The sequence below is a fragment of the Phenylobacterium sp. genome, from assembly GCF_013822795.1.
Lineage (GTDB): Bacteria > Pseudomonadota > Alphaproteobacteria > Caulobacterales > Caulobacteraceae > Phenylobacterium.
In genome coordinates, this window is sequence record NZ_PNLB01000010.1 from 124,237 (window position 1) to 144,684 (window position 20,448).

Consider the following 20,448-nt stretch of genomic DNA (forward strand, 5'->3'; position numbering starts at 1 on the left):
GGGCCTCCCTTTGACAAGCGATGACCGCTAAGAAGCGGCATGGCTGTCGTAGATCTGACCGAACTTCCCGCCCTTTTGCCGCGCTATAGCGCCCTCATGGGGCTCGATCTGGGCGAGAAGACCATCGGCGTCGCCGTGTCGGACGTCACCCGCATGGTCGCCAGTCCCCTGGAGCTGATCCGCAAGACCAAGTTCACGGCCGAGGCGAACCGCCTGTTCGCCCTGATCGACGAGCGCGAGGTGGGCGCGATCGTCATCGGACTGCCGGTCAATATGGACGGCACGGAGGGAACGCGCTGCCAGTCCAACCGCGCCTTCGCACGCAATCTTCTGCGGCTCCGCGACATCCCGATCGCATTCTGGGACGAGCGGATGTCGACCATGGCGGTGAACCGGGTGCTGATCGAAGAGGCCGACGTCTCCCGCTCCAGGCGCGCCGACCTCGTCGACAAGCTGGCGGCGGCTTGGATCCTCCAGGGCGCGGTCGATCGACTGGGCGAGCTGGAGCGTTAGCCCAGCACCGAAATCCGGATCTGGCGCAGCGTTTCGCCCAGGCCGTCCTGGGGCTGGTCGAGATCGTAGGCGCGCAGCGTCCTGACGCCCACTTCAGGCGGACGGCGCCAGGCCACCTCGACCTCGCGTCCCATGCCGGTGACCAGATCGAGGATGCAGAAGGTGTCGGGCGCAGGCTCGTCGCCGGGCAGATTGATCCGTAGCCCGCCCTCCGACCGATCGAGGATCACGCAGGGACGCTTTCGCCCGCCCTCCTCGATCAGCAAGGCGGGCAGAAGCACCGGCTCGCGCGGCGTCGCGCGCCGTTCGATGCCGCCATTGGCCCGAGACCAGCGTTCAGTGGGCGACGTCGTATCAGGTGGTGTCATTGGGAACTCCGGGGAACGAGCCTATCCTGAGTCAGCGTCCAATCCACAGGGCTGCGCCGCCCCCTGCGCCTCTCCACTTGGCGCCCGTCTCCGCCTCCCCTAAGAGGGCGCTTTAATGACCGCAGCACCGACCGGCCTGAACGAAGTCCTTGGCAGGACATTCCCTTTTCCCAAGCGCCACTTCCTGTCCGTGGTCGATCTCAACCCCGTGGAAGTCACCGGGTTGCTCGATCTGGCCGACAGTTTCGTCGCGCTGAACCGCCAGACATCGAAGAAACTCGACCTGCTCAAGGGCAGGACGCTGATGAACCTGTTCTTCGAGAACTCGACCCGGACCCAGAGTTCGTTCGAGCTGGCCGGCAAGCGGCTGGGCGCCGACGTGGTCAATATGAGCCCGCGGTCCTCGTCGATCTCCAAGGGCGAGACCCTGATCGATACAGCGGTGACGCTGAACGCCATGCAGCCTGACCTGCTGGTGGTTCGCCACTCCTCCTCGGGCGCGGCCTCGCTGCTGTCGCAGAAGGTCACCTGCTCGGTGATCAACGCCGGCGACGGCCAACACGAACACCCGACCCAGGCGCTGCTCGACATGCTGTCGATGCGCCGCGCGTTCGGCCGCGTCGCCGGCCTGCGCATCGCCATCTGCGGCGACGTGCTGCATAGCCGGGTCGCCCGCTCGAACGTCGGCCTGCTGCAGATGATGGGCGCCGAGGTGCGGCTCGTCGGTCCGCCGACCCTGATGCCGACCGACGTCGACCGCTGGAACGTCCAGGTCTTCCACGACATGCGCAAGGGCATCGCCGGATGCGACGTGGTGATGATGCTGCGCCTGCAGCTCGAGCGGATGGACGGGGTCATGGCCCCCTCGCAGCGCGAGTACTTCCGCTTCTTCGGCCTCGACCGCGAGAAGCTGGCCTTCGCCTCCGACCATGTGCGGGTCATGCATCCAGGCCCGATGAACCGCGGCGTCGAGATCGACTCCGACGTCGCCGACGACCTCAACGTTTCGCTGATCCAGGACCAGGTGGAGATGGGCGTGGCCGCCCGCATGGCGGTGCTCGCCTCGCTGGCCGCACGGTTGGACAACGACTGATGAGCGCGCTCGCCTCGGTCTGCATCTTCTGCGGGGCCAGTCCCGGCGGAGACGTCGCCTATCGGGCGGCGGCTGAGGCCATGGGCCGGGCGATCGTCGGACGCGGGCTGCGGCTGGTCTATGGCGGCGCCAAGGTCGGGCTGATGGGGGCTGTGGCCGATGCGGCGCTGGCCGCCGGCGGCGAGGTGATTGGCGTGCTGCCGCACGCCCTGACCGACAAGGAGATCGCCCACACCGGCCTGACCCGGCTGGAGGTCGTCGCCTCGATGCACGAGCGCAAGGCGCGGATGACCGAGCTGTCGGACGCCTTCGTCGCCCTTCCGGGCGGGGCCGGCACTCTGGAGGAGATCTTCGAGATCTGGACCTGGGGCCAGCTCGGTTTCCATGCCAAACCGGCCGGGTTCCTGAACGTGCGCGGCTATTACGACGGCCTGCGCGGCTTTGTGGACCATGCGGTGGGCGAGGCGTTCCTCAAGGCGCCCCACCGCGACATGCTGATTTTCCGGGAGGACTGCGACGAGATGCTGGACGCGCTCGCCGCCTACAAACCGCCCGTCGTCGAGAAATGGATCGGACGCCCCGAACTATGACCCAACGCCCGACCGCCTTCGTCAATGCTCGCCTCGTCGATCCCGCCAGCGGCTGGGACGGCCCCGGCGCCCTGCTGGTGCAGGACGGCAAGATCGCCGACGTCGCGCAGGGCGGCGATCTCGGATCGCTCTCGGCCGACATCGAGGTCATCGACGCGCGCGGTGCGATGCTGGCGCCCGGCCTGGTCGACCTGCGGGTCAAGACCGGCGAGCCCGGGGCCGAAACCAAGGAAACGCTCAAGTCCGCGGGGCTGGCCGCCGCCGCCGGCGGCGTGACCTCGATCGTACTGCAGCCCGACACCAATCCGGTGGTGGACGAGGCTTCGGTCGTCGACTTCATCCTGCGCCGCACGCGCGACATCGAACTGGTCCATGTCTATCCGGCCGGCGCCGCCACCAAGGGCGCCAAGGGCGAACGGATGGCCGAAATCGGGCTGATGCGCGAAGCGGGCTGCGTCTACGTCACCGACGCCGACCGCCCGATCGTCAACTCCAAAGTGCTGCAGCGCGTCCTCGCCTACGCCAAGAGCTTCAACACCCTGGTCGCCCACCGGCCGGCCGATCCCTGGCTGTCGGCCGGCGCTGCGGCCACCTCCGGCGAGTTCGCCGGGCGCATGGGCCTGCCCAGCGTGCCGGCCATCGCCGAGAAGATCATGCTGGAGCGCGACCTGGCGCTGGTCGAGCTGACCCGCGCGCCGTTCCTGGTCGACCAGGTGACCACCGCCGCGGCGCTCGAGACCCTGGCCCGCGGCAAGGCCAAGGGCCTGCCGGTGACCGCCACCACCTCGATCAACCACCTGTCGTTCAACGAGGTGGACATCGGCGACTACCGCACCTTCCTGAAGTTCGACCCGCCGGTGCGCAGCGAGGACGACCGCCAGGCGACGATCGAGGCGCTGGCCAGCGGCCTGATCGACATCGTCGTCTCGGCCCACGCTCCGGCTCCGGCGGAAGACAAGCGCCTGCCGTTCGACGAAGCCGCGCCCGGGGCGGTGGGCCTGCAGACGCTGCTGCCCGCCCTGCTCTCGTTCCAGGACCGCATTCCGCTCATCGACCTGATGCGCACCGTCACCAGCCGCCCGGCCGACCTGCTAGGCCTGCCGGCCGGCAAGCTGGCGAAGGGCGCGCCGGCCGACCTGGTGCTCTGCGACCTGAACGCGCCGATCGTCGTCGACCTCGACAAGCTGAAGTCGAAGTCGCGCAACTCGCCCTTCGACGGCCGCCGGCTATTCGGCGAGGTGCTGATGACGCTCGTCGACGGCCGGGTCGTCTACGAGGCCTAGCCCAAAAAGTTCTCCTATTGTTCGCAAAACTCGCGTAGTGGTGGCGCGCTGAACTTCGGCTCTGCGCCGGGGCGCTGCCGCACAAGCTCGCTTGGCCGACGCGCCGCTCAGGGCTACGACAAGGTCAAACTGGGGGAACGCCGATGCTTGACCAACTCAGCCCCGTGCTGATCGCCGCCGCCATCGTCGGCGGATATCTGCTGGGCTCGATCCCGTTCGGGGTCATCGCCACCCGGCTCGGCGGCGCCGGCGACGTGCGCAACATCGGTTCGGGCAACATCGGCGCGACCAACGTGCTGCGGACAGGCCGCAAGGACCTGGCGGCGATCACCCTGCTGGGCGACGGCGGCAAGGGCGCGGTGGCGGTGTTCATCGCCTGGCTGCTGACCCGCAATTCCGGAGCCCAGGCCCAGGCGACGCTGACCGCGCTGGCCGGCGGGTCGGCTTTCCTCGGCCACCTGTTCCCGGTCTGGCTGAAGTTCAAGGGCGGCAAGGGCGTGGCCACCTTCTTCGGCACCCTGTTGGCGGCGGCCTGGCCGGTCGGCCTGGCGGCCGGCGCGACCTGGATCGCGATGGCCTTCCTGTTCCGGATCTCGTCGTTGGCGGCGCTGACGGCCGTGGCCCTGGCCCCGATCTATGTCTTCCTGCTGGACCGCCCCTACCCGATCGCCGTGATGGCGCTGTTCATGGGCGTGCTCATCTACATCCGCCACAAGGACAACATCGCCCGGCTGCTGAAGGGCGAGGAGCCCAAGATCGGCAAGAAAAAAGACGCTGCATGACGCTCACCGCCGCGGCCCGTCGCGACTGGCTGCGGCTGGCGCGCACCGAGAACGTCGGCCCGGTCGCCTTTGCGCAGTTGATCGCCCGCTATTGCGAGGCCTCGCTGGTGCTGGCCGCCCTGCCCGATCTGGCCCGCCGCGGCGGGCGGGTCTCGCCGCTAGGCGTGCCGCCGGTCGAGGAGGTGATGCGCGAACTCGAGGCCGGTGAGGCGCTGGACGCGCGGCTGATCGCGGCCTGTGAGCCCGACTTCCCGGCCGCCCTGGCCGCGCTCGATCCGCCGCCGCCAGTGATCTGGGCGCGCGGAGACGCCGCCCTGCTGCATCGCTCCAGTATCGCCGTCGTCGGGGCGCGGGTCGCTTCGGCAGGCGGACAGCGGTTCGCGCGCGGCTTGGCGTCCGAATTGGGCGCAGCCGATCAGGTCATCGTGTCCGGCCTGGCGCGTGGCATCGACGGCGCGGCGCACGAAGGCTCGCTACCGACGGGAACCGTGGCCGTGCTCGGCGGCGGAATCGACGACATCTATCCGCACGAGCACCGCGGCCTCTACGAGCGCATCGTCGCCGAGGGCTGCGTGGTCTCGGAGAACGCGCCGGGCCGCACGGCGACCGCCCGCGACTTCCCGCGCCGCAACCGCATCATCTCTGGCCTGTCGCGCGCGGTCGTGGTCGTGGAGGCCGAACTTCGCTCCGGCTCGCTGATCACCGCGCGGTTGGCCGCAGAGCAGGGCCGCGAGGTGCTGGCCGTGCCGGGCTCGCCGCTGGATCCACGGGCGCGCGGGACCAACGACCTGATCCGCCAAGGCGCGGCGCTCTGCGAAGGCGCCGAGGACGTGCTGCGGGCGCTCGAAGGAATTGGCGGGTTCCGCGAGCCGGACCGCGGGTTCGTGCCCGCCCCGATCGAGGACGCAGCCGTCGAGGCCATCCGCGAAAGGGTGGCCGCCCTACTCTCGCCAACTCCGGTGTCACGCGACGAACTGATCCGCGCCGCCGGCGCACCGACACCCGTGGTGCTGGCCGCACTGACCGAGCTGGCGCTGGCCGGCCGCGCCGAGTTGCTTTCAGGCGGCCTTGTCGCCGGTCTCGGATGAGGGCCATTGACAGCGCCTAGGCGCCGCCCCCACCTTTCGCGCCCTTGATTTTCGGGCGATCCGCCCAAGACGCCCCATATAGAGCGACCATGAACCTCCTCGTCGTCGAGAGCCCGGCCAAGGCCAAGACCATCAACAAGTACCTGGGTTCGGACTATACGGTCCTGGCCTCGTACGGTCACGTCCGCGACCTTCCCGCCAAGGATGGATCGGTGAAGCCCGACGAGGACTTCGCCATGTCCTGGGATGTCGACGCCAAGGCCGCCAAGCGCCTAAGCGACATCGCCGAGGCCGCCAAGAAGTCCGACCGCATCATCCTGGCCACCGACCCCGACCGTGAGGGCGAGGCGATCTCGTGGCACGTCCTGGAGGTCCTCCAGAAGAAGAAGGTGCTGAAGGACAAGAAGGTCGAGCGGGTGGTGTTCAACGCCATCACCAAGTCGGCGGTGACCGAGGCGATGAAGTCGCCCCGCGCCATCGATATGGAGCTGGTCGAGGCCTATCTGGCCCGCCGGGCGCTGGACTACCTGGTCGGCTTCACCCTTTCGCCAGTGCTCTGGCGCAAGCTGCCGGGCTCACGCTCGGCCGGCCGCGTGCAATCGGTGGCGCTGCGCCTGGTCGTCGACCGCGAGCTCGAGATCGAGCGCTTCAAGACTCAGGAGTACTGGACCGTCGAGGCCGACGTCTCGGCCGGGGCCGAGCCGTTCCTGGCCCGCATGGTCAAGCACGAGGGCAAGCGACTTTCGAAGTTCGACCTCGGCAACGAGACCAGCGCTCTTGCCGCCAAGGCGGCGGTCGAGGCCGCGACCTTCACGGTGGCCGGCGTCGAGAAGAAGCCGGGCCGCCGCTCGCCGCCCCCGCCCTTCACGACTTCGACCCTGCAGCAGGAGGCCTCCCGCAAGCTCGGATTCTCCGCCCAGCGCACCATGCAGGCGGCCCAGAAGCTGTACGAGGGCATCGACATCGGCGGCGAGACCGTCGGTCTCATCACCTACATGCGAACTGACGGCGTGCAGGCCGCGCCCGAAGCGCTGGACGAGGCGCGCGTCGTGATCGGCGGCGTCTACGGCAAGGAATACGTTCCCGAGACCGCCCGCATCTACAAGACCAAGGCCAAGAACGCCCAGGAGGCGCACGAAGCCATCCGTCCGACCAGCCTGGCCCGCAATCCCGGTTCCCTGCGGCTGGAGAGCGACCTTGGCCGGCTTTACGAGCTGATCTGGAAGCGGATGATCGCCTCGCAGATGGAGTCGGCGCGGATCGAACGCACGACGATCGAGCTGGAGAGCGCCGACGGCAAGACCGGCCTGCGCGCCACCGGCCAGGTCGTGCTCTTCGACGGCTATCTGGCCGTCTACGAAGAAGGCCGCGACGACGCCGACGACGAAGAAGGCGGCCGCCTGCCGCAGGTGAACGAGGGCGCCTCGGCCCGCGTGATCGCCGCGCGGTCGGACCAGCACTTCACCGAGCCGCCCCCGCGCTACTCGGAAGCCAGCCTGGTCAAGAAGATGGAAGAGCTCGGCATCGGCCGGCCCTCCACCTACGCCTCAGTGCTGACCGTGCTGCGCGACCGCGAATACGTGCGCATGGACAAGAACCGGTTCGTGCCCGAGGACAAGGGCCGCCTGGTCACCGCGTTCCTCGAGCAGTTCTTCGCGCGCTATGTCGAATACGACTTCACCGCCGCGCTGGAGGAGAAGCTCGACCTGGTTTCGGCCGGCGAGATGGACTGGAAGGCGCTGCTGCGCGAGTTCTGGCAGGACTTCCACGCCGCGGTCGGCGAGATCGCCGAGCTGCGCGTCACCAACGTCCTCGACGCTCTGAACGAGGCCTTGGGCCCGCACATCTTCCCGGCCAAGGAAGACGGCTCGGACCCGCGCGGCTGCCCGACCTGCGGCACCGGCCGCCTGTCGCTGAAGACCGGCAAGTTCGGCGCCTTCATCGGCTGCTCGAACTATCCGGAGTGCCGCTTCACCCGTCAGCTGGCCCAGTCGGACGACGAGGCGGCGCAGGAGAGCGGCGACCGCGAACTGGGCGTCGATCCGGTGACCGGCGAGACCGTGTTCCTCAAGTCGGGCCGGTTCGGCCCCTACGTCCAGCTTGGCGAAGCCGACAAGCCCAAGCGTTCCAGCCTGCCCAAGGGCTGGTCGGCCGCTGCGATCGACCTGGAGAAGGCGCTGCGACTGCTGCGTCTGCCCCGCGAAGTCGGCGCGCACCCGGAAGACGGCGGCATGATCACGGCCGGCATCGGCCGGTTCGGGCCCTTCGTGCTGCACAACGGCACCTACGCGAACCTGCCGAACGTGGACGAAGTGTTCGACGTCGGGATCAACCGCGCGGTCGCCCTGCTCGCCGAGAAGCGGGCCGGCGGCGGTCGTCCTGGACGCGGCGAATCCGCGGCGCTGAAGGATCTGGGCGCTCACCCCGCCGACGGCGCGGCGGTGAAGGTGCTGGCCGGCCGCTATGGCCCGTACATCAAGCACGGGGCCACCAACGCCAACGTTCCCAAGGGCAAGGATCCCCAGGAAATCACCCTGGAGGAAGCGGTTGCGCTGCTGGCCGAGCGCGAAGCCAAGGGCGGCGGCAAGAAGAAGGGTAAGGCCGCGGCCAAGCCCAAGGCTGAAAAGGCTCCGGCCAAGAAGGCCGCGGCGGCAAAGAAGCCCGCCGCTAAAAAGCCTGCGGCCAAGAAGGCGGCCAAGGCCGAAGCCGAGCCTGCGCCCGCCGACGGCGCCGCACCCTGGGACGACGAGTGACGGCGGGGAGCAAATCCCCGCCACTGCTGGCTGATTCCTGCGTTACAAGGCGGAATGGCTAAAGCCCGCATTCCGAAGACCGCCCGTTTCAACACCAAGTCCGTCCGGCCGCCTCAGGGGCTGCCGGACCGCGAGACCTTGCTGAAGTTCATCCGCGAGGCGGGCGAGACGGACAAGGCCGACATGGCCAAGGCCTTTGGCCTCAAAGGCGGTGATCGCCGCGCCCTTCGCGACATGGTCAAGCAGCTGGAGGCCGAGGGCGCGCTGGGCAAGCGCGGCCGCAAGGGCTTCTCGGAGGCCGGCGCCCTCCCCCCCGTCGGCGTTGTCGACGTGGTCGAGCGCGACCCGGACGGCGACCTGCTGGTCAAGCTCACCAAGGGCGAGGACGCGCCGCTGGTGCGGCTGGCGCCTGATCGCGCGGGCGCGATCGGCGGCGCGCCGGGCCTCGGCGACCGGCTGCTGGTGCGGTTCGAGACGCTGGAGAACGGCGAGATCGAGGCCCGCGTCATCAAGCGCCTGGGCCAAAGCGCCCACCGCATCCTCGGCGTCGTCCGCAAAGCCAACAAGCAGGTGCGGGTCGAGCCTGTCGACCGCCGTTCCAAGGAGAGCCTGACCCTGGTTCCCGCCGAGGCGGCCAACCTGCACGACGGCGACCTGGTGCTGGCCCAGGTGACGGTCGAGGCCCGCTATGGCCCCAAGCGCGGCAAGGTGCTGGAGGTGGTCGGGCGCGAAGACCAACCGCGCGCCGCCTCGCTGATCGCCATTCACAGCCACGGCATCCCGACCGGATTCAGCCAGGACGCCGAGGCCGAAGCAGAAGCCGCGCAGGAAGCGACCCTGAAGGGCCGCGAAGACCTTCGCGCCGTGCCGCTGGTGACCATCGACCCGCCGGACGCCCGCGACCACGACGACGCGGTCTATGCCGAGCCGGACACAGATCCCAAGAACGAGGGCGGCTGGATCGTCTGGGTCGCCATCGCCGACGTCGCCGCCTATGTGCGGCCAAACTCGGCCCTAGACCGCGAGGCGCGTGACAAGGGCAACTCGACCTACTTCCCCGACCGCGTCGAGCCGATGCTGCCCGAACGGCTGTCGGCGGGCCTCTGCTCGCTGCGCCAGGGCGAAAATCGCGCCTGCATGGCGGTGCGCATGGTGTTCGGGGCCGATGGCCGCAAGCGCTCGCACAAGTTCGTCCGCGGGCTGATGCGCTCGGCCGCCAAGCTCTCCTACGAGCAGGCGCAGCGCGCCGTCGACGGTTTCCCGGACGATCAGACCAACCCGCTGCTGACGCCGATCCTTAAGCCGCTCTGGGCCGCCTACGAGACCATGTTGAAGGGCCGCAAGGCCCGCTCGCCGCTGGCCATCGAGAGCCAAGAGCGCAAGATCGTCCTCAACGCCGAGGGCGAGGTCACCTCGATCACGCCGCGCGCCTCGCTGGAAGCACACAAGCTGATCGAGGAGATGATGGTCCAGGCCAATGTCTGCGCCGCCGAGACCCTGGAGCAGAAGAAGAGTCCGTTGATCTACCGGATCCACGACGCGCCGAGCCAGGAGAAGGTGCAGTCGCTGGCCGAGTTCCTGCAGACCATCGGCATCGCCTGGAACAAGGGCGAGGCGCCGCGGACCGATCGCTTCAACAAGCTTCTGGGCGAAACCCGCGAGGGTCCGCACGCCGAGATCGTCAACGAAGTGGTGCTGCGCACCCAGATGCAGGCGATCTACTCGACCGAGAATATCGGCCACTTCGGTCTGAACCTCGACCGCTACGCGCACTTCACCTCGCCGATCCGCCGCTATGCAGACCTTGTCGTCCACAGAGCGTTGATCCGGGCGCTGGGCCTGGGCGACGACGGCCTGACCGACCGCGACATCTCGCAGATGAAGGACACCGCCGAGCGCATCACCGGCACCGAACGCCGCTCCATGGCCGCCGAGCGCGACGCCACCGACCGCTATGTCGCCGCCTTCCTGGCCGACCGCGTTGGGGCGGAGTTCGCCGGGCGGATCACCGGGGTCACGCGCTTTGGCCTGTTCATTCGGCTGGACGAAACCGGCGCCGACGGCCTCGTGCCGGTCTCCACGCTGGGCGGCGAATTCTTCGTGCACGACGACAAGGCCCACGCCCTGGTCGGCGAGCGCACCGGCCGGCGCTGGCCGCTGGGCATGCGGGTCCAGGTCGAGCTGAAGGAAGCCACCCCCATCACGGGCGGGCTGCTCTTCGAGATGATCAGCGATCCCATGCCGGTCGATCCGACCGCACCACGCCCGCGACTGGGCGTGCGCGGACGGGCGCCATTCACCGGGCCGAAGCGCGGAAAGCGCCGCTAGGCCGGCACGCAGGCCACCGCCAGGCCCGTGCAGACGTCATTGTGCGTCTGCCGGACCGCCGACAGCTTTACTTCGACGTGGCCCCGTTCACGGACGAGGAAGTCGACCCTGCCGGCATAGGCCTCCGAGCGCCCCTGCATCACCAGGTTCATGGCCTGGCCAAAATCGTGCCGGTGCGGCGGCGCCACGAGGTCCACGAGTCGTGCGCCGAGCACGTGAGCGTCCGAGAAACCGACGAGGTCGCGGAAGGCCCCGTTGATCTCCTCGATGAAGCCCATAGCGTTGACCGCCAGCTGCGAGACGACCCCGAGCCCGTCGACCGCCTGGCTGCGAGCACGACTGACTTCAGAGTCGCGTCGCAGGTCGAGCACCTCGGTGAGCTGCGAGAATGTGATGCCGACCCCGCCTTGGAACGGAAACGCCTTGCTCTCGAAATAGCGGTGCGGGTTGAAGATGCCCTTGGACTCGAACTGGACCGCCTCGCCCGTGCGCGACACGCGACGCAGTCGGGCGGCCAGGATAGCGCCCAGCTCGCCGAACTCGGGGCTATCCGCGCGCTTACCTATCAGTTCGCGCGGATCAAGGCCGGCGCTCGCGACCGCCACGCTGTTGGCGTAGCGGACCCGCAGGTCGGCGTCGAAGAACATGAAGCCTTCGAACATATTGGCGATGAAGTTGTCACGGCTCAGTTCGCTGATGACTTCGCCGTTGGCGGCGGCTGGCGCAGCTGCAGCCAGACCCTCGCTAAGCCGTTCGAACTCCTCGGCCGCCAGCACGACCAGCCGAGGCCTCCCGTGATGGGTGACAAGGATCGGCCCCTGCATGGCCCGATCCTGCCAATGCCCGAAATTTCGACTGATCTCGGCCGCAGTCGTTCTGGCCCCCGGCTTATCAAAGCGCGTCAGCACGTAGTTTCCCCCTCCGGTTCACCCCAAACCGTGCGGTGAAGGTTGTTCAGTCGATCATGCTTGACACTGCGCCCTAGGGTCGCACCCTATAATCTTTATAATTCATAATGTTATGACCAAACCACGCAGTCGAACTTGATCAATGAACGACGCCCGATTCGTACCTGCCGATCGGCGGGGCGATCGCCTGCGCCCGAGACCCTAGGCTGCGTGGCTTTGCGTCGCCGGACACGGGATCTGAATTCTGAAGCAGGCCCCCGGCCCTGCATCGGCCGTGCTGACAGTGCCGCCCAGCTGCCGGACGGTATTGGCGACAAGCCGCATACCGAGGCTGGCGCTCTTTGCGGTGAGGTCGAAATTCGCCGGCAACCCGACACCGTGATCGACAACCTCGAGCCTTAGGTCGCCGTTCGAGATCGACAGCGAGACGGCCACCGGCCCGACCTCGCCTTCCGGGTAGGCGTACTTCACCGCGTTGGTGACAAGCTCGTTGACCAGCAGACCGATCGGCACCGCTTGATCAGTCGGCAACTGCACCAGTTCGCCGTTGAAGATCACCTCATGCCCCGGCGTGTGCTCGGCGAGCTTTTGGCAAAGCTCTGAAAGGAAGGCGCAGATGTCGGTCGCCTCGGCGTCGCTCGCCCTCCAAAGGTGATCGTGGACATCGGCCACCGTCTGGACCCGGAGATAGGCGTCCTGCAGAACCCGGCTGGTTTCTTCGTCCTTGGCGTCGCGCGCCTGCAGCGCCAACAGGCTCGCCACGATGGCCAGGCTGTTCTTGACCCTGTGGCTGATCTCCTGCGTCAGGAGTTGCTGGCGCTCCTGCAGGCGGCGTTCCTCGTTGATGTCGGTGCCGGTCGCGAACCACCGGGTGATGGCGTTCGACTTCTCGTCGCGGACCGGCACCCCACGAAGCAGGAACCAGGCGTACTCGCCGTCTGAGTTGCGCAACTGACAGGTCTGTTCCCAGGGCTCGCCCCGCGCCTTGAGCCTAATGACTTCCTCGCGCACGCGGTCGGCTTCCTCGGGGTGGACCGCCGCCCACCACCCATCGGCCTCCATCTGCTCGGCGGTTTTGCCGGTGAGGTCGAGCCAGCGCTGATTGTACCAGTAGCGCCCGCTGCGAGGGTCAAGGCTCCACGCCACCTGCGGCATGGTGTTCGCCATCGTTCGGAAGATGGCCTCGCTCTCACGCAACGAGGTTTCGGCCCGGATCTGGTCGTCGATATCAGTCGAGGTCCCGATCCACGCGACGATACGTCCGCCCAGGACCACCGGCGCGACGTTGGACCGATGCCAGCGATACATCCCGTCGCTCGCCTGCCGCAGTCGAGCTTCGACCTCATAGGGTTCGCCAACGGCGAAGGCCCTGGTGCGGACAGCTTCGACCTGGGGAAGGTCTTGCGGATGGATGATGCCGCGCCAACTCGCTCGCTCGACGTCGTCCACGCCGGTGTAGGCGCGCCACTCGCGATTGAGGAACTCGATCGTGCCGTCGGTGCGCGAGATCCACATCTTGCGAGGCGCACAGTCGATGAAGGCGCGAAGACGCGCCTGGCTTTCATGGCGCCAAACGCTGTGTTGCTCGTCCTTGTCCTGTTTCATTTGGACCGGCCTTGCGCAGTCCCGCGAACCTGGGCTCCCACGCCAACGCTGTCGCGCACTCAGCGTCCCGGATGCGAAATTGTTCCGCCCCTAGGGACTCGGGCCGGGCTATGATTTCAGCTGAGGAAACAACAGGAAGCGCCCATGTACGACGCCCCTTCCCCGCCGACCGGCGCGCAGGCGGTGCCTGACAGCCGCGGGATCAACCTCTGGCGCGCAGATCCAGATCTGAAGCGGCTGGCGCGGCTCTATCTTGAGGATGGACTCGCCACGCACCTGGAACCGCATCTGGAGCGGCTGGGCGCCCTGGCCGGCGGCGAACTGGACGAGCTGGCCAGCGTCGCCGACCACCACCCGCCGGTGCTGAAGGCGCGCACCCGCCGGGGCGAGGACGCCCAGAGCATCGATTACCACCCCGCCTATCGTCAGCTGGAGCAGGTCGCGTTCGGCGACTACGGGCTGGCGGCGCTGTCGCACCGGGCCGGCGTGCTGGGCTGGAACGCGCCGATGCCGGCCGCCGCCAAGTACGTGATCACCTACCTGTTCGTGCAGGCCGAGTTCGGCCTCTGCTGCCCGGTCAGCATGACCGACAGCCTGACCCGGACCCTACGCAAGTTTGGCTCCGCGGAGCTGATCTCGCGCTACCTGCCCGCCCTGACCAGCCAGGACCTCGACGTCCTGAACCAGGGCGCGATGTTCATGACCGAGCAAGGCGCCGGGTCGGATGTCGGGGCGACCGTGGTGACCGCCTCGCCCCAGGCGGACGGAACCTGGTCGCTGCACGGCGAGAAGTGGTTCTGCTCCAACGCCGACGCCGAGCTGGCCATGGTGCTGGCGCGGCGCAAGGACGGCGAACCTGGGCTCAAGGGCGTGTCGCTGTTCCTGCTGCCGCGAACCCTTCCGGACGGAAGCCCCAACCGCTACCGGATCGTGCGGCTGAAGGACAAGCTGGGCACCAGGTCGATGGCCAGCGGCGAAATTTCGCTGGAGGGCGCCACGGCCTGGCTGGTCGGCGATCCGGGCGCCGGCTTCAAGCAGATGGCCGACATGGTCAACAACTCACGCCTCTCCAACGGGGTGCGGGCGGCGGGCCTGATGCGGCGCGCCAGCACCGAGGCGCTCTACATCGCCCATCGCCGCGAGGCGTTCGGCAAGCGGCTGATCGAGATGCCGCTGATGCGCCGCCAGCTGTTGAAGATGCTCATGCCCGCCGAGCAGGCCCGCAGCATGATGTTCCAGACCGCCGAGGCGCTGCGCCGCTCCGACGCCGGCGAGGCCGAAGCCTACCCCCTGCTGCGCATCCTAACGCCGCTGATCAAGTTCCGCGCCTGCCGTGACGCGCGCAAGGTGACCGGCGACGCCATGGAGGTGCGCGGCGGCTGCGGCTACATCGAAGAGTGGTCCGATGCGCGACTGGTGCGCGACGCCCACCTGGGCAGCATCTGGGAAGGCACCAGCAACATCGTCGCCCTGGACGTAATCCGCGCCGCCCAACGCGAGGGCTCGCTGCCGGTCTTGCGGGCGCACGTCGCTGGACTATGCGCCGACAGCGACGCGCCGGCCGAGCTGATTCCCGCGCTCGACAGGGCCATCGCACTGGCCGAGGCTGCGCAAGGGGACGTCGCCCAGACCCGCCAGGCGGCCAGCGCGCTCTACCACCTCACCTCGGCCGCCGCCTTGGCGTGGGAGGCCCGGCGGCTGGGCGCGCCGCATCGCCTGGCCCTGGCGCGCGCCGTGCTCACCCACCGGGTCCTGCCGCGCGATCCGCTTTCGGCGGCGCCGGCCGAGGATCCCGAGCTGACGCCGCTGCTGGCCGATCCCGGCCCGGCCTAGGCCGCCGCCGGCTGCAAGGCGGCCAGGAAGCCCTGCTTGGTCAAGGTGATGCGATCCCGGTCGAGGTCGCGCACGCAGTCCTTGGTGCGCAGGGTCTCGGACGCATGATCGAGGCGCGCGGGATCGTATCCGCGCAGCACCGCCGCCTCGTGCACGGCCGCCCAGGAAATCGCCTCGCCGGGCCAGATGTCGAAGCTGCGCACCGCCGCCAGCACGGCCCGCTCGGCGTCGTCGAGGATCAGCAGCCGCGGCGCGCCGGCCGCGAACTCGACCACCTCGCCGGCCGGCTCGGCCGCCTCACCCGCCGGGAATTCGTCCTCGAGCATGCCCCGGGCGATTTCGACCTCGCCCATGACGACGCGATCGGCCCCGTGGGCGATCAGGTGTGCAGCCTCCTCGTCGGAGTGGGCCCGGGCGATGATCTCCAAGCCGCTGTTGGCCTTGCGCGAGTGGTCGACGACGCCGCCGCATTCAAAGCCGTCGGCCACGGCCACATACATCCGCGCCGCGCGCGGCACGCCGGCGGCTTCCAGCACCCGTGTCTCGACGGCGGAGCCGACGACGACTTCGTATCCCTGCTCAGCCGCCTTGGCCGCGAACTCGGGCTCAGACTCGACCAGCACGAAGGGCTTGGCCTGGCTCTTGAGACCGGCGGTGACCGCCTGGCCGACGCGGCCATAGCCGACGACGACGATGTGCCCGCTCAGCGCGGTCGGCGCGAGATCGTTGGCGGGCTCCGGCTCGGGAGCGGCGGGCGTCGGTATCGCCGGCTCCATGGGCGCGGCTTTGGGCGCGCGCAGCGCCACCGCGAAGATCAACGGGTTCAGCATGATCGAGATGATGGCGCCGGCCAGGATCAAGTCGCGGCCCTCCCGCGGGAGAATCTCGAGATCGACGCCCAGGCCGGCGAGAATGAAAGAGAATTCGCCGATCTGGGCCAGGCTGGCGGCGACGGTGATCGCGGTCGTGTCAGACCGCTTGAACAGCTTGAGGATCGCGTAGGCGGCCAGCGACTTGCCGATGATGACGATCGCCAACACCGCCAGCACGGTGAGCGGATGGGCCAGCACCACGAACGGGTTGAACAGCATCCCGACCGATACGAAGAACAACACGGCGAAGGCGTCGCGCAGCGGCAGGGTCTCTTCGGCCGCCCGGTGGCTCAGTTCGGAGTCGGCGAGGATCATGCCCGCGAAGAAGGCGCCGAGGGCGAACGAAACCCCGAACAGCATCGCCGCGCCGAACGCAACGCCGAGCGCGATGGCGAACACCGCCAGCCTGAACAGCTCGCGCGAGCCGGTGTGGGCGACGTAGTGCAGAAGCCATGGCACCGCACGCCGCGCCACGATCAGCATGAAGGCGACGAAGCCGCCGACCTTCAGCAGGGTCACCCCTAGCGGCACGCCCCAGGCGGTGAGCGGGTCGGCCGCCCCGGCCCCGGCCTTCATCGCGCCGGCCAGCGCCGGCAACAGCACCAGGGCCAAGACCATGGCGAGGTCTTCGACGATCAGCCAGCCGACAGCGATCTTGCCGCGCTCGGTCTGGACCAGCCGCCGCTCCTGCAACGCACGCAGCAACACCACCGTCGAGGCCACCGACAGGGCCAGACCGAACACCAGGCCCGAGATCAGCGGCCAGCCGAGCAGCGTCGAGAGACCGATGCCGAGGACCGTCGCCACCCCCATCTGGGCCAGCGCTCCAGGCACGGCGATTTTGCGCACCGCCATCAGATCCTTGACCGAGAAGTGCAGCCCCACCCCGAACATCAGCAGGATGACGCCGATCTCGGCCAGTTCGTTGGCGATCTTCTGATCGGCCACATAGCCGGGCGTAAACGGCCCGACGATCACACCCGCAAGCAGGTAGCCCACCAATGGGGAAAGCCTCAGGCGCTGGGCGATCGCTCCGAGGGCGAAAGCAGCGACAAGGCCGGCGACGATGGTGGCGATCAGCGGGGTATGATGGGGCATGTGCCTCCGTGGCGAGTTTCAGGGGGTTCCCACCGTGGAAATTGCGGTCGCGAGGCTTCAGATCAACCAGAAATGATCCCAAGCCCTGGACACATCGACGTCATCGCTGGCGCCGGCGTCAGTTCTGGCGGGGGTCGGTCAGCGCCAGCAGGAGCCAGGCGACCAGCGCCCAGCCCGCGCCGAGCGCCCAGCCGCCCAGCACGTCCGTGGGCCAATGCACGCCCAGATAGACCCGGCTGACGCCAACGGCGAGCACCCCGGTCACCGCCAGTCCGTAGATCAGCGCCTTGGTGCGCCGACGCGGCTCGACGCTGGCGGTCACGGTCGCCAGGATCAGGAACACCGCCGCGGCCATGGCCGAGTGGCCCGAAGGAAAGCTGTGCGAGTAGACATAGCTGCCATGCGCGACCAGGGCGGGCCGGTCGCGCTCGTAGAACGCCTTGAGCAGTTGGCTGGACGCCTGGGCGGCGATCACCGTGCCGGCGAAGATCAGCGCCTCGCGCCAGCGTTGGTGAAAGATCAGCAGCAGCGTGGCCACGATGGTCAGCAGGGTCAGGACGGTGAACCCGCCCAGCGCGGTGACGTCGCGAACCGCCTCTTCCAGCCAACGCGGGCCGAGCGGATCGGAGGGCTGGCCAGGCGTCCGGAGCGCCAGCAGCAGCCGGTGGTCGAGGGCGTCGGTCCCGCCCTCCGACACCTCGCCCGCCACGATCAAGAACAGCCAGGAAGCGCCAGCCAGCGCCACCAGCAGCACTAGGGTGCGGGTCTCCAGCTTGCCGATCAGGGATTTCAGGCGTTCGATCATGCCGTGTTCGTGAGGGGTGAGTTCGATGACATCTACATGGCAGCTTTGGGCGCTGCTGTCGGCGGGCTTCGCGGCCCTGACTGCGGTGTTCGCCAAGGTCGGGGTGGAGAACATCAACTCCGACTACGCGACGTTGATCCGCACGCTGGTCATTCTGGCGATCGCCGCCGGCGTCGTTGCTGCGACCGGCGCCTGGCGGCCGGCCGGCGAGGTCAGTTCGCGAACCTATCTGTTCCTGATCCTGTCGGGGGCGGCGACCGGCCTGTCCTGGCTTTGCTACTTCCGGGCCTTGAAGCTAGGCGACGCCGCGCGGGTCGCGCCGATCGACAAGCTGAGCGTCGTGCTGGTCGCCGTGTTCGCCGCGATCTTTCTGGGCGAACGGTTGACCGCGGCCGGTTGGGCCGGCGTGGCTCTGATTGCGGCCGGCGCTGCGCTGGTCGCGTGGGGAGGTTGACGCTACGTCGCCGTTCCCAGGACTCAGATCGAGTCATACAGTTGTTTCATGACCACGACCGTAGTTCCGACCAACCGCGCCCCTGAAGGCGGACGCATGCGCCCCGCAGGCGCCCGCGCCGTCAAACCGCGCAACGCCGCGACCCTGATCATCGTGCGCCGCGACCGCAAAAAGCCGCAGGTGCTGATGGGCAAGCGTCACAGCGGCCACGACTTCATGCCGAACCTCTGGGTGTTCCCGGGCGGGCGGATCGACCGCAGCGACTTCCGCGCGCCGTTCGCGACCGATCTGCGGCCCGACGTCGCCGCTCGGTTCGAGGCGCATATCCCGATGAACCGCGGCCGAGCGCTGGCCCTGACTGCGATCCGCGAGACTTACGAGGAGGCCGGGTTGCTGCTGGCCAAGCAGGCGCCGGCCCGGCCCGTGGCTGGCCCCTGGCGCGAGTTCGCCGCCGAAGGCGCGGCCGCCGACTTGGAGGCGCTGGAGATCGTGGCTCGGGCGGTGACCCCGCCGATGCTGGCCAAGCGCTTCGATACCTGGTTCCTGATGGCCGACGCCGAGCGCTTGATCAGCCTGGAACGCAAGCCCGACTGCGGAGAGCTTGAGGAGATCGCCTGGGTCGACTTCGACGAGGCCATCGCCCTGCCCCTGCCGTCGGTCACCCGCACGGTCATCGGCGAGGCGATCCATCGGCTGGAAGACCCCGACCGCCCGCGTCCGTTCATGCGCTTCGGCGCCGGGGCGACGCGCTTGAGCCATCTCTAGACGCCAAGAACATTTCAAATGCGAATTGTTCTCAACTAACTTGCGTTGAGAGCAGGCCCTTGTTAGTGCGACCTACTATCAGCACTTGCGAGGACTAGCATCTTGTCGGCTTCGGAGCTCGTGGACGCCAAGGCGGCCATCGACGAGGAAAAGGCCAAGGCCAAGCGTAAGGCCCAGCGTCGCGCCGCCCTGATGCGCCAGATGGTCCAATGGCACTGGATCAGCGCCGCGGTCTGCTTGGTCGGCATGCTGCTGTTTGCGATCACCGGCATCACGCTCAACCACGCCGGCGCCATCGAGGCCAAGCCGAACACGGTCGAGGCCGAGGGCCAGCTGCCGGCTGACCTGCTGAGCATCGCCAAGACCGCCCAGGCCGAACAAGCCGCCCTGCCCGAACCGATCCGCGCCTGGCTCGCCAAGGACATGGGCGTGCAGGCGCCCAAGGCCGCCGCCATCGAGTGGAGCGACGAGGAAGCCTATGTCTCCCTGCCCCGTCCGGGCGGCGACGGCTGGGTGACTTTCGACGCCGGCAGCGGCGCGGTGGTTCATGAGAGCACCACCCGCGGGCCGGTCGCCTACCTCAACGATCTCCACAAGGGCCGCAACACCGGCGCGGTCTGGAGTCTGTTCCTCGACATTTTCGCCATCGGCTGCGTGGTCTTCTGCATCACCGGACTGGTGCTGCTGCAGCTGCATTCGCGGGCGCGCAAGATCACCTGGCCGCTGGTCGGCCTGGGCCTGGCCGTGCCGCTGATCCTTGTCCTGATCTTCATTCACTGACCGGAGTGCCCATGCGTCTGCCGATCTACACCGCCGCCTTCACGGGCCTGATGGCGGGTCCCGCCCTGGCGGCGGACCTGGAGCTAAGCCTGGAGATTCCGCGGCTGACGGTCGCCGAGTACCACCGCCCGTACGTCGCCGTCTGGATCGAGAACCCGGACAAGACCGCGGTGAAGACGCTGGCCGTCTGGTACGACGTCAAGCTGAAGAACCAGGAAGGCCAGAAGTGGCTGAAGGACATGCGCCAGTGGTGGCGCCGCGCGGGCCGCGACATGAGCCTGCCCGCCGACGGGATCAGCGCCGCGACCCGCGCGCCCGGTAAGCACCAGGTGGTCTTCAAGGGCGGAGCCGCTCCGCTCGGGAACCTGCCGGCCGGTCAATACAACATCGTTGTCGAGGCGGCGCGTGAGGTCGGCGGCGTCGAGGTGGTGCGCGCCCCGTTCCAGTGGCCGCCCAAGGCCCGCACGACGTCCTCCGCCAAGGGGACCAGCGAACTCGGCGCCGTGAGCGTCACCGTCAAGCCGTAGAGG

General features: G+C 68.5%; 18 protein-coding genes. 13 read left to right on the top strand and 5 right to left on the bottom strand.

Annotated elements, in window-relative coordinates:
• Positions 1 to 39: 39 nt before the first annotated feature.
• Positions 40 to 513 (top strand): Holliday junction resolvase RuvX, encoded by a 474-nt coding sequence (gene ruvX, locus C0481_RS10965; RefSeq protein WP_293403573.1) that lies wholly within the window; start codon positions 40 to 42, stop codon positions 511 to 513.
• Here ruvX and C0481_RS10970 read toward each other — a convergent pair.
• Positions 510 to 881: a PilZ domain-containing protein gene (locus C0481_RS10970; protein ID WP_293403575.1), complete on the bottom strand. Its 372-nt coding sequence runs from the start codon at positions 879 to 881 to the stop codon at positions 510 to 512. The two genes, ruvX and C0481_RS10970, sit on opposite strands and share 4 nt — an antisense overlap.
• A gap of 115 nt (positions 882 to 996) precedes the next feature.
• On the opposite strand from C0481_RS10970, the gene C0481_RS10975 reads away from it, so the two are divergent.
• From C0481_RS10975 to rnr, 7 genes are all read left to right on the top strand, one after another.
• Positions 997 to 1,974, top strand: coding sequence for an aspartate carbamoyltransferase catalytic subunit (locus tag C0481_RS10975; RefSeq protein ID WP_293403577.1), 978 nt, complete (start codon positions 997 to 999; stop codon positions 1,972 to 1,974).
• Entirely contained in the window at positions 1,974 to 2,564 is a 591-nt protein-coding gene (locus C0481_RS10980) for a TIGR00730 family Rossman fold protein (RefSeq protein ID WP_293403579.1), read from the top strand. Before C0481_RS10975 ends, C0481_RS10980 begins: the two co-directional genes overlap by 1 nt.
• Positions 2,561 to 3,847: a dihydroorotase gene (pyrC, locus tag C0481_RS10985; protein ID WP_293403581.1), complete on the top strand. Its 1,287-nt coding sequence runs from the start codon at positions 2,561 to 2,563 to the stop codon at positions 3,845 to 3,847. Before C0481_RS10980 ends, pyrC begins: the two co-directional genes overlap by 4 nt.
• A 143-nt stretch (positions 3,848 to 3,990) precedes the next feature.
• Complete coding sequence (gene plsY, locus C0481_RS10990; RefSeq protein ID WP_293403583.1) at positions 3,991 to 4,629, top strand: glycerol-3-phosphate 1-O-acyltransferase PlsY; 639 nt, start codon at positions 3,991 to 3,993, stop codon at positions 4,627 to 4,629.
• Positions 4,626 to 5,717, top strand: coding sequence for a DNA-processing protein DprA (dprA, locus tag C0481_RS10995; protein WP_293403585.1), 1,092 nt, complete (start codon positions 4,626 to 4,628; stop codon positions 5,715 to 5,717). The genes plsY and dprA overlap by 4 nt, the downstream gene beginning before the upstream one ends.
• A gap of 89 nt (positions 5,718 to 5,806) precedes the next feature.
• Positions 5,807 to 8,470, top strand: a complete 2,664-nt coding sequence (gene topA, locus C0481_RS11000) for a type I DNA topoisomerase (protein WP_293403587.1) — start codon at positions 5,807 to 5,809, stop codon at positions 8,468 to 8,470.
• Between the two features lie 54 nt (positions 8,471 to 8,524).
• Positions 8,525 to 10,798 carry a ribonuclease R gene (gene rnr, locus C0481_RS11005; RefSeq protein ID WP_293403589.1) on the top strand — a complete coding sequence of 758 codons (2,274 nt, stop codon included), beginning with the start codon at positions 8,525 to 8,527 and terminating at the stop codon, positions 10,796 to 10,798.
• Here rnr and C0481_RS11010 read toward each other — a convergent pair.
• Positions 10,795 to 11,706 (bottom strand): type II toxin-antitoxin system prevent-host-death family antitoxin, encoded by a 912-nt coding sequence (locus C0481_RS11010; RefSeq protein ID WP_293403591.1) that lies wholly within the window; start codon positions 11,704 to 11,706, stop codon positions 10,795 to 10,797. The two genes, rnr and C0481_RS11010, sit on opposite strands and share 4 nt — an antisense overlap.
• Positions 11,707 to 11,907: 201 nt before the next feature.
• The gene (locus tag C0481_RS11015) at positions 11,908 to 13,311 is read right to left on the bottom strand and encodes a PAS domain-containing protein (protein WP_293403593.1); all 1,404 of its coding nucleotides are present in this window, start codon (positions 13,309 to 13,311) and stop codon (positions 11,908 to 11,910) included.
• A 144-nt stretch (positions 13,312 to 13,455) separates the two neighbouring features.
• Here C0481_RS11015 and C0481_RS11020 point away from each other — a divergent pair, with 144 nt between their 5' ends.
• Positions 13,456 to 15,144 carry an acyl-CoA dehydrogenase family protein gene (locus C0481_RS11020; RefSeq protein WP_293403595.1) on the top strand — a complete coding sequence of 563 codons (1,689 nt, stop codon included), beginning with the start codon at positions 13,456 to 13,458 and terminating at the stop codon, positions 15,142 to 15,144.
• Here the strand turns inward: C0481_RS11020 and ybaL are convergent.
• Together ybaL and C0481_RS11030 are read right to left on the bottom strand one after the other, a co-directional pair.
• A complete protein-coding gene (gene ybaL, locus C0481_RS11025) occupies positions 15,141 to 17,114 on the bottom strand; it encodes a YbaL family putative K(+) efflux transporter (RefSeq protein WP_293403597.1) in 1,974 nt (657 codons plus the stop codon). The two genes, C0481_RS11020 and ybaL, sit on opposite strands and share 4 nt — an antisense overlap.
• Positions 17,115 to 17,232: 118 nt before the next feature.
• Positions 17,233 to 17,919: a phosphatase PAP2 family protein gene (locus C0481_RS11030; RefSeq protein WP_293403599.1), complete on the bottom strand. Its 687-nt coding sequence runs from the start codon at positions 17,917 to 17,919 to the stop codon at positions 17,233 to 17,235.
• A gap of 25 nt (positions 17,920 to 17,944) precedes the next feature.
• Here C0481_RS11030 and C0481_RS11035 point away from each other — a divergent pair, with 25 nt between their 5' ends.
• From C0481_RS11035 to C0481_RS11050, 4 genes are all read left to right on the top strand, one after another.
• Positions 17,945 to 18,373: an EamA family transporter gene (locus C0481_RS11035; RefSeq protein ID WP_293403601.1), complete on the top strand. Its 429-nt coding sequence runs from the start codon at positions 17,945 to 17,947 to the stop codon at positions 18,371 to 18,373.
• Between the two features lie 48 nt (positions 18,374 to 18,421).
• On the top strand, positions 18,422 to 19,138 hold the full coding sequence (locus tag C0481_RS11040) for an NUDIX domain-containing protein (protein WP_293403603.1): 717 nt from the start codon (positions 18,422 to 18,424) through the stop codon (positions 19,136 to 19,138).
• 102 nt (positions 19,139 to 19,240) lie between these two features.
• Positions 19,241 to 19,918, top strand: a complete 678-nt coding sequence (locus C0481_RS11045) for a PepSY-associated TM helix domain-containing protein (protein WP_293403605.1) — start codon at positions 19,241 to 19,243, stop codon at positions 19,916 to 19,918.
• An 11-nt stretch (positions 19,919 to 19,929) separates the two neighbouring features.
• Positions 19,930 to 20,445: a DUF2271 domain-containing protein gene (locus C0481_RS11050; protein WP_293403607.1), complete on the top strand. Its 516-nt coding sequence runs from the start codon at positions 19,930 to 19,932 to the stop codon at positions 20,443 to 20,445.
• The last annotated feature ends 3 nt before the right edge of the window (positions 20,446 to 20,448 follow it).

Excerpts from the sequence above, each read along its gene's own strand:
- ybaL (WP_293403597.1), bottom strand. The coding sequence starts at position 17,114 with ATGCCCCATCATACCCCGCTGATCGCCACCATCGTCGCCGGCCTTGTC.
- C0481_RS10975 (WP_293403577.1), top strand. The coding sequence starts at position 997 with ATGACCGCAGCACCGACCGGCCTGAACGAAGTCCTTGGCAGGACATTC.
- C0481_RS10970 (WP_293403575.1), bottom strand. The coding sequence starts at position 881 with ATGACACCACCTGATACGACGTCGCCCACTGAACGCTGGTCTCGGGCC.
- C0481_RS11035 (WP_293403601.1), top strand. The coding sequence starts at position 17,945 with ATGACATCTACATGGCAGCTTTGGGCGCTGCTGTCGGCGGGCTTCGCG.
- C0481_RS10980 (WP_293403579.1), top strand. The coding sequence starts at position 1,974 with ATGAGCGCGCTCGCCTCGGTCTGCATCTTCTGCGGGGCCAGTCCCGGC.
- topA (WP_293403587.1), top strand. The coding sequence starts at position 5,807 with ATGAACCTCCTCGTCGTCGAGAGCCCGGCCAAGGCCAAGACCATCAAC.
- rnr (WP_293403589.1), top strand. The coding sequence starts at position 8,525 with ATGGCTAAAGCCCGCATTCCGAAGACCGCCCGTTTCAACACCAAGTCC.
- C0481_RS11050 (WP_293403607.1), top strand. The coding sequence starts at position 19,930 with ATGCGTCTGCCGATCTACACCGCCGCCTTCACGGGCCTGATGGCGGGT.
- C0481_RS11030 (WP_293403599.1), bottom strand. The coding sequence starts at position 17,919 with ATGATCGAACGCCTGAAATCCCTGATCGGCAAGCTGGAGACCCGCACC.
- plsY (WP_293403583.1), top strand. The coding sequence starts at position 3,991 with ATGCTTGACCAACTCAGCCCCGTGCTGATCGCCGCCGCCATCGTCGGC.
- dprA (WP_293403585.1), top strand. The coding sequence starts at position 4,626 with ATGACGCTCACCGCCGCGGCCCGTCGCGACTGGCTGCGGCTGGCGCGC.
- pyrC (WP_293403581.1), top strand. The coding sequence starts at position 2,561 with ATGACCCAACGCCCGACCGCCTTCGTCAATGCTCGCCTCGTCGATCCC.
- C0481_RS11040 (WP_293403603.1), top strand. The coding sequence starts at position 18,422 with ATGACCACGACCGTAGTTCCGACCAACCGCGCCCCTGAAGGCGGACGC.
- ruvX (WP_293403573.1), top strand. The coding sequence starts at position 40 with ATGGCTGTCGTAGATCTGACCGAACTTCCCGCCCTTTTGCCGCGCTAT.
- C0481_RS11015 (WP_293403593.1), bottom strand. The coding sequence starts at position 13,311 with ATGAAACAGGACAAGGACGAGCAACACAGCGTTTGGCGCCATGAAAGC.
- C0481_RS11020 (WP_293403595.1), top strand. The coding sequence starts at position 13,456 with ATGTACGACGCCCCTTCCCCGCCGACCGGCGCGCAGGCGGTGCCTGAC.